This is a genomic window from Nitrincola tapanii, assembly GCF_008368715.1.
Taxonomy (GTDB): domain Bacteria; phylum Pseudomonadota; class Gammaproteobacteria; order Pseudomonadales; family Balneatricaceae; genus Nitrincola; species Nitrincola tapanii.
Window position 1 is genome coordinate 221,252 of sequence record NZ_SMRS01000003.1, and the last position, 15,295, is coordinate 236,546.

Sequence of the window (15,295 nt, forward strand, 5' to 3'; positions counted from 1 at the left end):
TAATAAGTCGTTTACCTCTCAGGATTAAACTGACACCCTTCTGATCGAAGTAACAGGTATCAAATCATATGACAGATCCGGTCATTGACTACCTCAACCGGCTCTCACTGGATGAGCTTGAGCGGGTTGAAAAGTCTATATATCAACTGGCAGCGCAGCGTAAAGCTGAAGCCGAAGCGGCAGAGAAAGCACACGCCATTGCCGCCGCTAAAGAGATGGAGTCCAGTTCAAGTTTTCGTCTTCCCGCGACACCCTCGACCAATAGTACCGAGCAACTGGCCAACTCTCTTGGACTGGACATTAGCCAATTAATGAAAGAAGTCAAAGCCTGGTCTCGATAAACCTCTTTGTCTAAACCCTTGCCTCAGGCCATAAGAAGTATCATGAAGATCTCTCGCCATTTTTATGTTTTTGCCGCATTTTTTCTTCTGTGTTTCACTCAAACCGCGACCGCCATTCCCAATCGGGATGTGAACGCGTTGCATCTTGCTTCCGTTCACGCCGCTGTAGCACCACTGGGTAGCCAGCAGCTCTGGATCGATAAGCGCTCAGATCGTCAGGTTCCGATTGCGTCGATCACTAAGCTGATGATGGCATTGGTGGTCGTGGAGTCCGGTCTGCCCATGCAGGAGCGTTTAAAAATCGTTCCACGTACCGAAACCTATGGTAAAAACGCCTATTCGCGTATCCGTATGGGATCTGAAGTTAGCCGTATCGATATGCTGCGAATGGCGCTAATGTCTTCGGAGAACCTCGCATCTTATGCCCTAGCGCACCACTATCCTGGCGGTGTAGCGGCTTTTGTTAACCAGATGAATCGTCGTGCTCAGGAGTTAGGCATGACTCAGACGCGCTTTATCGACCCAGCCGGTTTATCGCCGGGTAATGTGTCTACAGCGCGTGATCTGCTTAAATTAGTGGCCGCGACCTATCAGCAACCGCTGTTGCGCCAACTCTCGACACAAGGGCAGGGTGATGTGCATTTTCGCCAGCCCAACTACACGCTGGCCTATACCAATACCAATCCGCTAGTGCGTAATGAGCGTTGGCAGGTCAAACTCAGCAAAACAGGTTTTTTAAGTGAAGCGGGACGTTGTTTGGTCATGGTGGCTGAGGTGAATGGTCAACTCTTAGCGATGGTGATGCTCGATTCAGATGGATTACGCACCCCCATCGGGGATGCCGGCCGTATTCGTCGTTGGATTGAAACCGGAAGTAGCGGCGATCTTCCGCAAGGCGCACGTGATTATGAGCGTGAGCGCCTGCGCCATTATGGCTATCGCTAAACTCTGCTGAGAAACATTAAAGCCCGATTTTCAGATCGGGCTTTAATTCACATCGAATAAAGTGTTTTGGGTGTTTATTTGAGTGTTTAGCTGGAGAGAAGGATGCGCTCCACTTCGTCGCGAATGCGAGCAAAAGGAATCGGCTTTTGAATGAAGGTTACACTTTCCGGCAAGGCGATATTGGCTTTGACATCCTCTTCACTTAGAGCACTCACCACCATCAACTTCATTTGAGTCAGCAGGGATTGTTGCTCGAGTGCACGAATGACCGCAAAACCGTCGATGTTCGGCATTTGTAAGTCCAGAATCATTAAATCCGGTGCTTGACGTCCTACTTCGATGAGGCCTTCATAACCATCGGCCGCAAAGTGGACGACCATAGGCAGCCCCCAGCTGGCGAGGGTCAGCTCATACAAGCGCCGTATCGTTTTATCATCATCCACGACCAGTACCTTGACCGGCTGAACTTGCGTGGGGAGGGTATTGCTGAGAGGGGGCATCTCTTCCGGATTGCGGATCGAGAGTGCCAATTGCTGAATTTCAGACAGATTAAAACGGCGGTGACCGCCGGGTGTTTTCCAACCTTGAAGAATACCGGCATCCGCCCAAAGCTGAATCGTTCTGGGCGTAACACCCAAGATTTCGGCAGCTTTACGACTTGTACATACTTCTTCTTTCACTCAACACACCTGCTCGCCGCTATTGCGCCCAGATTTTCCTAGCGCAAATAGCGAGATTCTATCAGGTGAATCATGAAATACAATCAGTCATTTAGTGTAGGGATGGGGGTTTTATGCCCTGACCCAGGCTATTTTCCAAGGCTCGCAGCAAAGTGGCATCCATTTGGTATACATCGGGGCGGTAGCTGACACGCCCTTGTGCATCGGCTTCAGCAGTCCAATACGCCAGTAGTACCGGAACATTGCGGACAAGATTCACATTGCGAGTCCGGCCATCTTCCAACAAGCGGTTCATAGGTTGATCGCCCGGAATACGATTCCATTCAATTAATTCCGCTACGAGATCCAAGGCCTTTTCAACCCGAACACAGCCTGAGCTAAACGCACGTTGTTCTTGCTCAAATAAGCGTTGGCTCGGGGTATCGTGTAAATAAACGGCGTGTGGATTTGGGAAGCGAATCGCCACCTGGCCTAGAGCATTCCCTGGACCGGCATCTTGGCGCAGCATGATGCCGCCAGGATTCCACCAGTCCACTTCATTAGGGTCGAGCTCTTGGCCCTGGAAGTTTAAGACACGCATACGATGGCGTTGCAAATATCCAAGATCACGCCGAATCTCTGGTAATTTATCGCGCCGCAAAATCGTAGGGGGCACAGTCCAGGTCGGATTAAACGTAAAGTGAGTAATTTGAGATTTCAGAATAGGTGTAGGGCGCTCCGCACGTCCGACCTGAGCGCGGCCTTGCCACACGATCTGACCATCATGCCAATAACTCACCTGTGCACCGGCAATATCCACCAACACCATGTGAGCTTCCATTTCCCGAGCCAACCACCGAAAGCGTTCAAGGTTGATCCGGATCTGATTCAAACGATCTGTCGGTGATGAGTTCAGTGCTTGAAGCGTCGCAGGACCAATGATGGCATCGGCATTCAGAGCATGAGCTTGTTGAAACTGCCTGACCGCATCGGATAGAGCTGAATCATAGAGATCGGGAGTGTCCGTTTGTAGTTCAGGTAAAAGACGGTTACGTACCGCTTGCACACGTGCATCGGCTTGCCCAGGACGCAGAAGCGGGCCAGCGGGAATCTCTTGCCAGAGAGCGCTTTGATCTTGTTGGCGTAAATGTGCATAGGCTTGGCGCAAATGATGATAGCGTGGATCGCTCGGCCGAGCCTGGGTAAAGGTGTCTTGCAGTCGATCCAGTCCTTGTAGGGCAAAAAGATTTTGTGCATCACTATCCGGCCTCTGTAGCGGTGTTTCTTGTTGCCAAATGGGTTCGACCTGAGCCGGATTTAAGCGGCCAAACATCAAATCCTTAAGCGCTTGCAAATAGGCCTGCGTGGCCAACAGATCACGCTCTTGCCACCAGCTCGGATCGTCTGATTCGAGTTCTAGATAGTTGTAAAGCCGATCCAAACCATAGGCATCTGGATTCAGACCATCATCCGCTAAAGCCTGCAATTCATCGAGGAGTTGCTGATAACGTTCAGCGCTTTGCCAAACCAATTTATGCTGGGCGAGGGTATAAAACCTCTGTACTTGCGCAGGGCTTTGCAGCACGGCGGTTTCAGGCAGGTGCAAGAGATCTTCTGGCACCTCAGTTGCCATCAGAGGAAAGGGCCAGGATAAAACTGCCGTCACACAGAGAAGGTGAATTGATCTTTTTTTATACAATTGTTTTTCTCCTTAGCGCCAGCTGTTATCATGGCGCATGGCACCGCGTTGATAGAGGTCAGTATAGACCCTGAACGCAGATTGAAACAAAACAACCCAAGCAGGATGATGTTCGCTGGCCACTCAGAAGGGCGAACATCAAGCTGTAGACTGTTCTGAGGGGAATTTATTTGATGTTATCCAGACCTAAACGCTGGAGCCTTGCTTGTGCTCTGGCTCTTGCACTGCCTTGTGCTCTGACTGTTAGCCCAGCTATAGCGAATCCTTTTCAATCTCCTTTAACCCATCGTTTAGCGCATCAAGCCCCGGATCTGAATCGACAGGTGCTGGATAAGGCGGTCAGTGCGATGCAATGTGCCATCTCCGGTGGGCTCTCTCCAGCGAATCATCTAGCGATCATCGATTTCTCGAAGCCCTCATCTGAACAACGTTTGTGGATCTTTGATCTTAAAGATCAATCACTCGTGTTACGCGATTTTGTTGCCCATGGCCAAAATTCGGGTGACAACTATGCCACAGATTTTTCCAATATCGTGGGTAGTCATCAGTCCAGTATCGGGCTTTTCCGTACTCAGGAAAGTTACTTTGGCCGTCACGGTTATTCGCTGCGTATGGATGGTCTCGAGCCTGGTGTGAATGATAAGGCGCGTGAACGTGCGATCGTGATTCATGCCGCTGATTATGTAAATCCAGAATGGGTTGAGCGCCAAGGCCGGATAGGCCGTAGCCAAGGCTGCCCAGCCGTACGTCCGGAAATTGCCGCTCAGGTGGTCGACACCTTGAAGGGCGGACAGTTTATGTTCTCGTATTATCCTGATGAAGAGTGGCTACAAAGCTCAGCTTATTTAAACTGCCAACCTAACCGTGTCGCGCGTTATTTAGCGCCGCTCACAGGTAAAGCCAGCGATAGCTGAACCGCGCCTGTGCCGACGTCATCTATTGATGTCGGCCTCTTCATCAGATGAAGTTTCAGCAGTGATGCGCTTGCACTCTGACCCGCTTACAGCAGAGTAGATGACAAACCGATTTTTACCTTGATGCTTGGCATCATACATAGCGTGATCGGCTGCTCGAATTAATGCTTCTTGATTTAAAGCATCCGTTTCTGCAGGATCATCCGGATAAAGCGCCACCCCTAAACTGGCCGACACTGCAAGACTCTGAACACTTTCCGTGTGACGATCTTTTAGCCTAATTTGAATCGGGCTTGAGGCAGCCGCCAAGAGACGCTCTAATACCGGCTCACAAAGCGCGGGTGACTCCAGATCTGTGAGCAGGGCAATAAACTCGTCTCCACCGATACGTGCCAGAGTATCAACCTCACGCAGAGCCTCTTTCATTCTCTGGGAGACCTGAATCAAGAGTTCATCTCCCACGGCATGGCCGTAAGTATCGTTCACCTGCTTAAACCCATCCAGATCGATATACACCACGGCTAGATACCAAGTATGACGTTTCGCTTGTACACAGGCTTGATGTAAACGGTCGTTTAGCAACACGCGATTAGGCAGTTGTGTCAGGGCATCGTAGTGAGCCATGTGCTCCAGTACGGCTTGCTGGTTTTTTAACGCCGTAATATCGGTGTAGATGGCAACATAGTGGCGTGGTTTGCCCTGACTATTCAGCACAACGCTGATATTGTGCATTACGGCATACACCTCACCATCCTTATGGCGATTCCACACCTCACCCGACCAGGACTGACCGCGACGTAACTGCCGCCACATCTCATCGTAGTAGGAGGAGGGCTGGCGTCCCGATTTTAACATACTCGGCGTTTTGCCCAGCATCTCAGGCCGGTTATACCCTGTGCTATCACACATCGCCTCATTCACATCAATGATCACACCGTGATGATCGGTAATAAGAATCGGTTCACGGGCATGGCTAAACACCTGTGCGGCTAAACGTAATTGCTCCTCAGATAAGCGGATGCGGCGATTCTGCACTAACAAACCGATAATCGCAGAGGAAACCATCAGCATCAGCAATCCATAGATCAGCATCCAGTCGCCGTAACGGCTCCAAACATCATCGAGTGTAATCTCTGGCACAGCATCATAGGGGGGGAGGCGCAGGCTGCGCGCGAGATTCTCAACAGCGATATAGTCACTCGGTGGCGAAAAACCGTGAATTTGTGCCGCTTGTGCGGCGGGATGATCCGCTTTTAAGTTCATCAAAGCCGCTGCAATTTGCCTTACTGTATCCGCTTTAACATGGGGTAACGCGATAAAGGGCCACTCGGGGTAAAGTCGTGTGGAAACCCGAAATGGAAAACCGGGCAGGTTTTGCTGATTGATCACTCGTAACTGATCGGCTTGCAGTTTACCTTCGCGCTCAAGCGCCTCTAAAACTCCGGTACGAATCCAGCCGGCATCCACTTCACCTTTGAGTACAGCCTCGACAACCTGATCATGTGTTCCTTTGGTCAGGAGTTGTAGCTGTTTGACCTCTATGTCTCGTTGTAGCAACTCATAGAGGTGAACCCGATAGCCACCTAGCATTTTCACGCCAGGGTAAGCAACGCGCTGGCCGATTAAATCTTCAAGCCGATACAGAGAGCTCTGGGGTAGGGTAATCACTACTCCGCCCAAAGCATTGGTCGGTTGTTGATTTTCCAATCGAATTAAGGTCGCTAGGACACCGGTTAGGGTATTTTCGCTACGCAGAATTAGATAATGAGCCGGGTTAGTGAACACCAGATCCAGTTGATTTTGACTAAGCGCTTGATCGATTTCATTTTGATCCAGTACCGCTAAACGAACCTTAACTCCGTCCCCCAGAGCCTCTGATAGATAGTCGGCTAAAGGTTGATAATGCGCTTCAATGATCGGTTTCGGGCGATAGGCAAAAACCCCAAGTGTCAGTGTTTCCAGGGCGTGCACAATCGAGGAAAGGGCCAACAAAAAAATAAAAAACCAAGCTCGAAGCAGACGTGGCATGGATCAAAATCCTTGTAGTGGCAGCCATTGCGGCGTCAAAAACTGATCCAAATTGGGCTTTTGTGCGAGGATGCCGGTTTCCAGCATCAGCTCAGAGAGGTGCGCGCAGGCCAGCTGCAAGCGCTCATTTTGTCCAGACAGATAGCGTTGATTCGCTTGTAATGAGGGCAGGATCACACCGGCTAAGGCATTTTCGATATCACTCGGTTCCACACCTTGGCGGGCCGCAATCCGATATAAACTGTCGTGCCGATTACTGCGAATGTAATTCAAGGCGCGAAAATGTCCTTCTAGTAGGGCTTTGATAGGCTGGGTGTGTGCTTTGATGCGATCCTGACGCACTGCCAAAACATCAAAAATCGTATCTGGCAGTGCACGACTGTCAAAGATTCGCACGCCTTCTTCCTGCTGCAGACGACTCGCGGTCGGCTCGAAGGTAATCATCAGATCTACCTCTTTAGCTTGCCAAGCCTCTAGCTGATGATACAGAGGGATATCCAGCAAAACTAAGTCTTCAACTTGGAGTTGATGCGCGTGTAAAAAATGCTTCAGCATTAGCGCACCAACGGCACTGGACTCATACCCCAAGCGTGCGCCTTGCCAAGAGTCGGCAAGAGGCGAACGTGCCAGAACCATATCGGCACCGGCTGATACATTAAAAATCAATCCTAAAACAATCTCCACGCCTTCGGCACGAAGACGCAGGGCTTCATCCAAGGTCAGGCAGGCGGCATCTAATTCGCCTGAAGCCAGCCCAGACATGGATTTTTGCGCCGAATCACCACTCACCAAATCAATGGGTTGGCTGAACCAATTAAATTCTTGTGCAAGATAAAGCGTTTCATACCCAATCCAATGATGAATACCGACTCGCAATGAGCGAGCGCTGCTGCATCCCACTAGAGCAGGCAAGCTGGCACTGGCGGTGGCCGCCATGGCGAGGTGTAAAAAACGCCGCCGGGTCAGCGGAAACATACGAATTCCTTTCGGTCATTTGCAACCCTTCAACTATAACTTTTTTACTAATCTATTGGCACTAGGGATAATGCCTAAAAAGCTGTTTAAAGCGTCAGATTGTGGGTCCAAGGTAGCAATCTTTTCCAGGATAAAGTTAAATTTTCATTGGCTGAAATGAGAGGCTTCAAAAATGGCGCAAGAAACTGAGCTTAAGCTAGCGGTTCCACCTGCTTTATTAGCGGTTTTAAAACAGCATCCCGTGTGGGTACAAAGTTCTGTTATGTCAGATGTACAGACATTGGATAACACCTACTTCGACACAGCGGATCTGTTGTTAAAAACCGATAAAATTGCTCTACGCACGCGCCTCCAAGGGGATCTCTCTCTACAAACGGTTAAATGCGCGCACACCTCAGTGGGCGGCCTGAGCTCGCGCCCTGAATGGGAGCAAGCCTATACCGGAAAATTTGATTTCTCAGCTATAGAAATCAAGCCTTTACGCAAGAAACTAAATCAACTCTCTGAACAACTTCAGCCAGTTTTTACTACCCTGTTTGAGCGCGAAACTCGACGTTACCACTCCGCTCAGGGGGCTGAGATTTTACTCATGCTCGATCAAGGTGAGGTATTGGCTCAGGGGCGTGTACAGCCTCTGTGTGAGCTGGAGCTGGAGTTGGTAAAAGGAGAGGCCGAAGATCTCCTGGAGTTGGCAATCCAGTTATGTGATGAGTTGGCCTTACGCCCCGATGATGTTTCTAAAGCGCAGCGAGGCTATCAACTCTTTTTACAAACACCCGATGCGCCGACCTATCTGACCGATCTGGGTTTAAGTGCTCAGCTTCCAGCGCTTCAGGCATTTCGAGAGATGGCATTTAGCTGTATTCGCCATTGGCAAGGCAATCTCAGGGGGGCAGGTGGCAGTGATCAACCTGAATTTGTACATCAGCTGCGCATCAGTCAACGCCGCCTGCGCTCCCTCTTTAAACTCTTCCAACCCTTATTGCCGAATGAGCTGTTCGAACGTTGGACATGGCAGCTGGCAGATAATGCACGGGCCTTTGCACAGGTTCGAGATCTGGATGTGTTATGCGATGAGCTGATTGCTCCGCTGGCGCAGGATGCCTCCGCGCAGCGTTGGGGCATGCAAGAGTTGTATCAATTGCTGCAAAGACAACGCAAAGATGCACGTCAACAGCTGTTGGCCAGCCCGGTCATGGCAGCGCAGGGCGCATTGGTTTTACGCCTCGTCTTGGATCTTCATCGTTTAGATGTAACCTCTCATCCTATTCCACTGAAACGCTTTGTTCGTCCTTATTTGCAACGATTGCAAGCTCGCGCTGAAAAGCGTTATTTAGCGGCTCAGAAGGGGGGTGCCGAAGCCTTGCATCGCCTGCGTATCGCGCTTAAGCCACTGCGTTATGCGCTGGAGTTTTTCTTACCGCTGCTGCCTAAGCACACACACGAACAGATGTATCAACCTATCTGTACTGCTTTAAAGGCTCTAGGTTATCTGAATGATTTAGCCTCAGCGCAAGCGCATTTAGCCGGGCTCAGGCCAACAGATCTGCACTTACAAACCGCTCTCGCTTACCTATCCGGACGACAAGATGAAGCTTTTGCCTTTCAACGTGAACAGGCCTTAAGACTCACAGCTCAGGCACTGAAAAAGCGCAAATAACCCGGTTATGTATCAAAAATCGAAGCGCGCTGACCTTTGTCAGTGGGCTGGCGCGATTTCACAGGCTTGGCTTTGGGTTGAGTGGGAGTTGGAGTGGCTGATTTTTTGCTCTTAGATGGTACGGCCGCGCCGGGCTTTGATGCTTGAGTCCGGTTGCGTAATTTTGATGTGGGTTTAGAGAGTGCTGATTTAGACCCTTGTTTACGACGGCCTGCGCGGGCGGATGGGTGGGCGGACGCGATCGGAGTGGCTTGCTGCAAGCCACTTTTGGTCGCTTGTGGAACCGGGCGTAGAGGAATGTTTTGTCCAATCAGGGCGCAAATGTCATTCAGGTAGCGCTTTTCATCCGGTCCGACCAAAGAGTGGGCCTGGCCTTTCTGACCGGCACGTCCGGTCCGACCCACACGGTGCACATAATCCTCTGCGATATTAGGCAAATCAAAATTCACAACTTGCGGTAACGCATCGATATGTAGCCCGCGAGCGGCCACATCGGTCGCCACCAAAACACGGATCTCATTCTGCAAAAATGCCTGTAAAGCAGCCGTACGCTCTTTTTGAATTTTATCGCCGTGAAGGGCGCGCGCAGCAACACCTTCTTGGTTTAAGTAGTCTGTTAAAGCATCTGCACGTTTGCGCGTACGAGTGAACACCAGCGTTTGCTGCCAAGCGGCACCTTTAATGAGGTAACATAAAATATCCGCTTTATCCGATGCATCCACAGCGTAAGCATAATGCTGTACTTGTTTGGACGCGGAATTACGTGTGGACATAGAAAGGCGTTGCGGGTCGTTTAATAACGCCTCGGCCAGCTCATCAATGCGTGAGTTCAGCGTCGCTGAAAACAACAGGGTCTGACGTTGGCTGGGCGCAAAGCGCAGGATTTTACCTATCTCTTCAATAAACCCGAGGTCCAGCATGCGATCTGCTTCATCAAGAACCAGGTGCTCGAGATGTTGCAAAGAGATCTTTTTCTGCAGCAACATATCCAGCAAACGCCCAGGGGTAGCCACTAGGACATCGGCACCGCGTTTCATTTTGCGCAGTTGATTATCAAAACGCACGCCCCCATAAATCGCCACAACACGCAGACCTAAATATTCGGCATACGCCAGGGTTTGATCCGCGACCTGTATGGCCAGCTCGCGAGTCGGGACTAAAATGAGTGCGCGGATCAGGTGATACTCATCTTGACGCTGTGGTGCCTGCAACGTCTGTAAGATAGGCAGAGCAAAGGCCGCCGTTTTACCGGTGCCAGTTTGAGCTTCAGCTAAAAGGTCTTTGCCTTGAAGAATCAAAGGGATCGCTTTGGCTTGAATCGGCGTAGGTTCTTTGTAACCCAAGGCTTCAAGCTTTGCCAGGAGTTCAGGGCAGAGGTTTAATTCAGCAAAGCGCGTCATGCAGACATTCCAATAACAGGCGAAAATAAAGTGCGAGTTTAGCAGATTTCTCCATTACAAGTAGAAAGACCTAGCTGCGGGCCTCCATCCTAGCGACATCCAACGTCTATACTCACTTTTACCCCTCAGAGATTAGGAATCCTAATGTTTCAATGGTTTGAACGCCGTCTTAACCCTTTTCCCAAAGAAGAACCCAGCTTACCACCGCGCGGGCTTTTAGCTTTTTGCTGGCATTACTCGCGTAGCGCTTGGCCTTGGTTACTCGTATCGGCCTTGTTGATGGCCTGCGTTGCCCTGATCGAGGTGTGGTTATTCAGTTTTATGGGCAATCTAGTGAACTGGTTATCGACCCAGGAGATCGAGAGCTTCTGGCAAACGCAGCGCTGGACGCTACTGGGCATGGCGCTGGTGATCTTGCTCCTGCCTTTGATTGTTTTGCTGCATTCACTCGTGAACTTTCAGGTGTTAATGGGCAATTATCCAATGCGCATACGTTGGTTAATCCATCGATACTTGCTGCGACAATCGATACATTATTATCAAGAGGAGTTTGCCGGTCGTATTGCCACCAAGCTGATGCAAACAGCGCTGTCTGTGCGTGAGTGCGTGATTAAGCTGATCGATGTGATCAACTATGTCAGCGTATATTTTTTGGGCACGCTGCTGATTCTCGGCAGTGCCGACCTGCGACTGGTTTGGCCGTTACTGCTCTGGTTGGCGGCTTATATTCTGCTATTAAAATGCTTTGTGCCTTTGTTAGGTGCTGTGTCACAACGCCAAGCCGATGCACGCTCGATCATGACCGGGCGTGTGGTCGATGCTTACACTAATATCCAGACAGTCAAGCTCTTCTCGCATGCCCAGCGGGAATCTGATTATGCGCAAGCGAGTATGCAGGGTTTTCTCGTGACCGTGCATGAGCAAATGCGCCTGGTGACGATTTTTAACACCTGTCTATATTTATTGAACTCTCTCTTGCTGTTAGGTGTGGCAGGACTGAGTCTCTTTCTTTGGTCAAACGCCGCACTGAGTCTCGGTGCGCTGGCGGTGGCGATAGGTTTGGTTTTGCGTCTCTCAGGTATGTCGCAATGGATCATGTGGGAAGTCGCCGCACTTTTTGAAAATATAGGGACAGTTAAAGATGGCATCGCCAGTATTGCCGTCCCTCAAACCATTCAGGATCGGGTTGATGCACCTCGGCTGCAAGCCCATAGAGGTGAGATCAAATTTGACCAGATCAGCTTCCACTATGGTCAAGAAGCGGGTGTGATCGAGCGGCTTTCACTGGATATTCGCCCGGGCGAAAAAGTAGGTCTAGTCGGGCGTTCAGGTGCTGGCAAGTCAACCTTGGTGAATTTGCTTTTGCGCTTTTATGACTTAGAGCAGGGCAAAATCCTAATCGATGGACAATCCATTGCTGACGTTCAGCAGGAATCCTTGCGTGCTGCCATCGGGATGGTCAGCCAAGACACTTCGTTACTGCATCGTTCAGTACGTGAAAATATCGCCTATGGCCGACCGGATGCCAGTGATGAGGAAATTATCCAAGCCGCTAAAAAAGCCCATGCGCATGAGTTTATTCTTGAACTGCAAGATGCTTCGGGACGTAGGGGATATGACGCTCAGGTTGGTGAGCGCGGTGTTAAGTTGTCTGGTGGCCAGCGCCAACGCATTGCCATTGCGCGTGTCATGTTAAAAGATGCGCCCATTCTAATTTTAGATGAAGCCACCTCAGCCCTGGATTCCGAAGTGGAAAGCGCTATCCAAGAAAATCTCTATCAACTGATGGAAGGTAAAACGGTGATTGCAATTGCACATCGCCTCTCAACCATTGCAGCTATGGATCGCCTAATCGTACTAGATCAAGGCGATATTCTTGAGCAGGGCAGCCATGCCGCCTTAATTGAGAAGGGAGGACTCTATGCATCACTTTGGGCGCATCAGTCTGGAGGTTTTTTAAGCGAAGATGCATGAAATATTTAAAGTACGTATTGTGTATTAATAATATCTATTTTGAGGAAAGCTAATGAATACCCTGTTTACACCCCTCGTCTTAGGCGATTTAACACTGAAAAATCGAATTTTTATGGCGCCACTGACACGCTGCCGTGCTGAAGATAACCATGTTCCTGGTGCGTTGATGGTGGAGCACTATGCGCAGCGTGCAAGTGCGGGCTTGATCATTGCGGAAGCGACCATGGCGATGGAAGGAAATTCGGCTTTTTGGCGCGAGCCAGGTATCTACTCAGACGCGCAAATTCAAGGCTGGAAACAGGTCACCGAAGCGGTGCATAAGGAAGGAGGGCGTATCTTCTTGCAAATCTGGCACGGAGGCCGCGCTTGCCATCCATTACTCAATCAGGGCAAACAACCTGTCGCGCCAAGCGCAATCGCCATTCAGAATGATGAAGTTCATACGCCTCAAGGCAAGCAACCCTACACACTGCCTCGCGAATTGAGCCTGGATGAAATACCAGACATTATCGCAGGTTTTCGCCAAGCTGCCCTCAATGCCCAAGCGGCAGGCTTTGATGGTGTTGAAATCCATGGCGCCAATGGCTATCTGCTCGATGAGTTTTTGCGCGACGGCAGCAATCAGCGCCAGGACATCTATGGTGGAAGCTTAGAGAATCGCGCGAAGTTATTAATGCAAGTAATTGATTCAGTATCGGATGTTTTCGGGAGTCAGCGTGTCGGCGTACGATTATCACCCTTAAATAGTTACAACGATATGCGTGATAGCGACCCAATATCATTGATCAGTTGGCTAGCTAAGGAGTTGAACTCGCGTAATTTAGCCTACCTGCATCTCATGCGCGCGGATTTCTTTGGGCAGCAAAAAGGCGATGTGGTGACACCTGTGCGCGAGCTTTATCAAGGACATTTAGTTTTGAATATGGGTTATAGCCCTGAAGAGGCTGAAGCGGCCGTTGAGAGCGGACAAGCCGATGCCATTGCCTTTGGTGTGTCTTTCTTGGCTAATCCAGATTTACCGGAGCGTATTCGCCAAAAAGCTGAACTGAATGCTGCCGATCCTGCAACTTTTTATACCCAAGGACGGGAAGGGTATAACGATTATCCGACTCTGAGTGCAGCCACTTCCGAATAAGCCTATCTGTATACCTGGTCTGGTCTGATCCTGGATCGGATCAGGCTGGGAAAGCCAGAACCTGAAACTTAAAAGAAATCTCACCTGATACCTGTCCCTTAAAATACACAATTTAACATAATATACATTATACGAAATCAAGCATGCTGAAATAGACTAGGAAAAAGCCTCGAAATTCTGTCGGTTCCAATTAAAGTTAAATGAGAGTTCTAGGTTTTTCTTAAGGCTAGATGCTGGTCGTGACTTGACGCAGTCTAATTGACATTAGGCTGCGTTGATCAAAATCACATCATCAGTCAGCGGATAGATAGTTTTATCTTTTGGAGGGATATTAGGTTTCCAGCATTCCATAACGCATGGCCAAGCGAACCAAGTCTGAGTTCGTTTTGAGCTCTAGCTTGCGCAGGATATTGGCACGGTGTGCATGGACCGTTTTTGGACTTAAATGCAACGTATCGGCGATCTTGGCGATTGGGTAGCTTTGTGCCAGCATGCAGAAAACCTCTTGCTCACGCTGGCTCAGTCGATCTATTTTAGACGTGGATTCGGAGCAGCCATCCATCATCGCCAGCACTGAGCGTGAAACATAGGTTTCACCTTTCATCAAAGATGCGACAGCCACTAGGAGTTCATCAGGAGCACAATGCTTAGTCAGATAGCCTTTAGCACCCGCGGCTATGGCTTGGGATGGATAAGGCTCAGAGTTTAATGCTGTTAGCACTAAAACACGCGCCTCGCTGTCTTGACTCACCAAGCGTCGAATCGTATCTAGCCCGCAGGCCGATGAAACCTCCCCCTCCCCTTGTCGCAAAGGAATAGAAAGATCCATGAGAACAATGTTTGGTTGATGCCGCTGATAAGCCTTGAGCGCACACTGGCCAGACTCCGCTTCAGCGACTACCTGCAAGGAGGGATTCTTTTGCAGAATCTGCCGATAGCCAGCACGAATGATGGAGTGATCATCCACCAACAAAATAGACACTAAGGAGGACTCAGGATGGGGCATATTGCTGGATCCGCGCTGAAAACCGAGCGCTTAGTATGCCGTAAAGCTCGCTAGACTGCATTAGACTCAAGTGGAAATTCACTTAGGGCTCTAGATCTGCACCACGATACATGCCGTGAGTATCGAGATCTAAAGCTCCCGCACTTAAGCCAAGATGGTTCGTTTTTGTACCAACCCGTTGTGCAACCAACTCATCACTAAAACCAACAAGCTGAATCCCTTCTTTCTGACAGTGCTCAAACACCTTTTCCAAGGCGCGAATAACGGCCAGCTGTCGATCGTTAAAGCTATCCGGCGCCAGAGATTCGCTTCGTGATTTACTGGTCACTTGGCGTGAAATATAGCCCTCTTCATCGACCAGTTGTAGGGTGACGCCCAATGCCCTTTCAGCGACCAAGGCGCGCTTGGCCAGCTCAAACGTTTCGAGGTCTTGGCAGCAAATGCGGCTCCCAGTTGCGGCACCACGAATCAGCGTCCGTACTTGCTCAATCGAACTTCCTGGTTTTATAAAATCTTCCATATCAATGAATTACATCCAGAAGATAAAGTGATTTATTGG

13 protein-coding genes are annotated in these 15,295 nt (G+C 49.9%); 6 read left to right on the forward strand and 7 right to left on the reverse strand.

Annotation, left to right across the window (positions count from 1 at the left end; all coding sequences use genetic code 11):
* Positions 1-68: 68 nt before the first annotated feature.
* Both E1H14_RS05365 and pbpG read left to right on the forward strand, forming a co-directional pair.
* Positions 69-341 (forward strand): hypothetical protein, encoded by a 273-nt coding sequence (locus E1H14_RS05365; RefSeq protein ID WP_149390424.1) that lies wholly within the window; start codon positions 69-71, stop codon positions 339-341.
* Between the two features lie 42 nt (positions 342-383).
* Positions 384-1,286 (forward strand): D-alanyl-D-alanine endopeptidase, encoded by a 903-nt coding sequence (pbpG, locus tag E1H14_RS05370; RefSeq protein WP_149390425.1) that lies wholly within the window; start codon positions 384-386, stop codon positions 1,284-1,286.
* Between the two features lie 86 nt (positions 1,287-1,372).
* Here the strand turns inward: pbpG and E1H14_RS05375 are convergent, their stop codons facing one another.
* Positions 1,373-1,966: a response regulator gene (locus tag E1H14_RS05375; protein WP_149390426.1), complete on the reverse strand. Its 594-nt coding sequence runs from the start codon at positions 1,964-1,966 to the stop codon at positions 1,373-1,375.
* 91 nt (positions 1,967-2,057) lie between these two features.
* Positions 2,058-3,644 (reverse strand): L,D-transpeptidase family protein, encoded by a 1,587-nt coding sequence (locus E1H14_RS05380; protein ID WP_149390427.1) that lies wholly within the window; start codon positions 3,642-3,644, stop codon positions 2,058-2,060.
* 173 nt (positions 3,645-3,817) lie between these two features.
* Here E1H14_RS05380 and E1H14_RS05385 point away from each other — a divergent pair, with 173 nt between their 5' ends.
* Positions 3,818-4,558 (forward strand): murein L,D-transpeptidase catalytic domain family protein, encoded by a 741-nt coding sequence (locus E1H14_RS05385; RefSeq protein WP_149390428.1) that lies wholly within the window; start codon positions 3,818-3,820, stop codon positions 4,556-4,558.
* An 18-nt stretch (positions 4,559-4,576) separates the two neighbouring features.
* Here the strand turns inward: E1H14_RS05385 and E1H14_RS05390 are convergent, their stop codons facing one another.
* Positions 4,577-6,586, reverse strand: coding sequence for a PhnD/SsuA/transferrin family substrate-binding protein (locus E1H14_RS05390; protein WP_149390429.1), 2,010 nt, complete (start codon positions 6,584-6,586; stop codon positions 4,577-4,579).
* 3 nt (positions 6,587-6,589) lie between these two features.
* Positions 6,590-7,561: an ABC transporter substrate-binding protein gene (locus tag E1H14_RS05395; RefSeq protein ID WP_200834040.1), complete on the reverse strand. Its 972-nt coding sequence runs from the start codon at positions 7,559-7,561 to the stop codon at positions 6,590-6,592.
* Positions 7,562-7,733: 172 nt separating this feature from the next.
* Here E1H14_RS05395 and E1H14_RS05400 point away from each other — a divergent pair, with 172 nt between their 5' ends.
* Positions 7,734-9,221 carry a CYTH and CHAD domain-containing protein gene (locus E1H14_RS05400; RefSeq protein WP_149390430.1) on the forward strand — a complete coding sequence of 496 codons (1,488 nt, stop codon included), beginning with the start codon at positions 7,734-7,736 and terminating at the stop codon, positions 9,219-9,221.
* Between the two features lie 5 nt (positions 9,222-9,226).
* On the opposite strand, the gene E1H14_RS05405 is transcribed toward E1H14_RS05400, so the two are convergent.
* Positions 9,227-10,621 carry a DEAD/DEAH box helicase gene (locus E1H14_RS05405; protein ID WP_149390431.1) on the reverse strand — a complete coding sequence of 465 codons (1,395 nt, stop codon included), beginning with the start codon at positions 10,619-10,621 and terminating at the stop codon, positions 9,227-9,229.
* A gap of 144 nt (positions 10,622-10,765) precedes the next feature.
* Here E1H14_RS05405 and E1H14_RS05410 point away from each other — a divergent pair, with 144 nt between their 5' ends.
* Together E1H14_RS05410 and E1H14_RS05415 are read left to right on the forward strand one after the other, a co-directional pair.
* On the forward strand, positions 10,766-12,595 hold the full coding sequence (locus tag E1H14_RS05410) for an ABC transporter ATP-binding protein (protein WP_149390432.1): 1,830 nt from the start codon (positions 10,766-10,768) through the stop codon (positions 12,593-12,595).
* A gap of 52 nt (positions 12,596-12,647) precedes the next feature.
* Positions 12,648-13,730, forward strand: a complete 1,083-nt coding sequence (locus tag E1H14_RS05415) for an alkene reductase (RefSeq protein ID WP_149390433.1) — start codon at positions 12,648-12,650, stop codon at positions 13,728-13,730.
* Between the two features lie 331 nt (positions 13,731-14,061).
* On the opposite strand, the gene E1H14_RS05420 is transcribed toward E1H14_RS05415, so the two are convergent.
* Together E1H14_RS05420 and E1H14_RS05425 are read right to left on the reverse strand one after the other, a co-directional pair.
* On the reverse strand, positions 14,062-14,736 hold the full coding sequence (locus E1H14_RS05420) for a response regulator (protein ID WP_149390434.1): 675 nt from the start codon (positions 14,734-14,736) through the stop codon (positions 14,062-14,064).
* An 82-nt stretch (positions 14,737-14,818) separates the two neighbouring features.
* Entirely contained in the window at positions 14,819-15,256 is a 438-nt protein-coding gene (locus tag E1H14_RS05425; protein WP_200834041.1) for a response regulator, read from the reverse strand.
* Between the last annotated feature and the right edge of the window lie 39 nt (positions 15,257-15,295).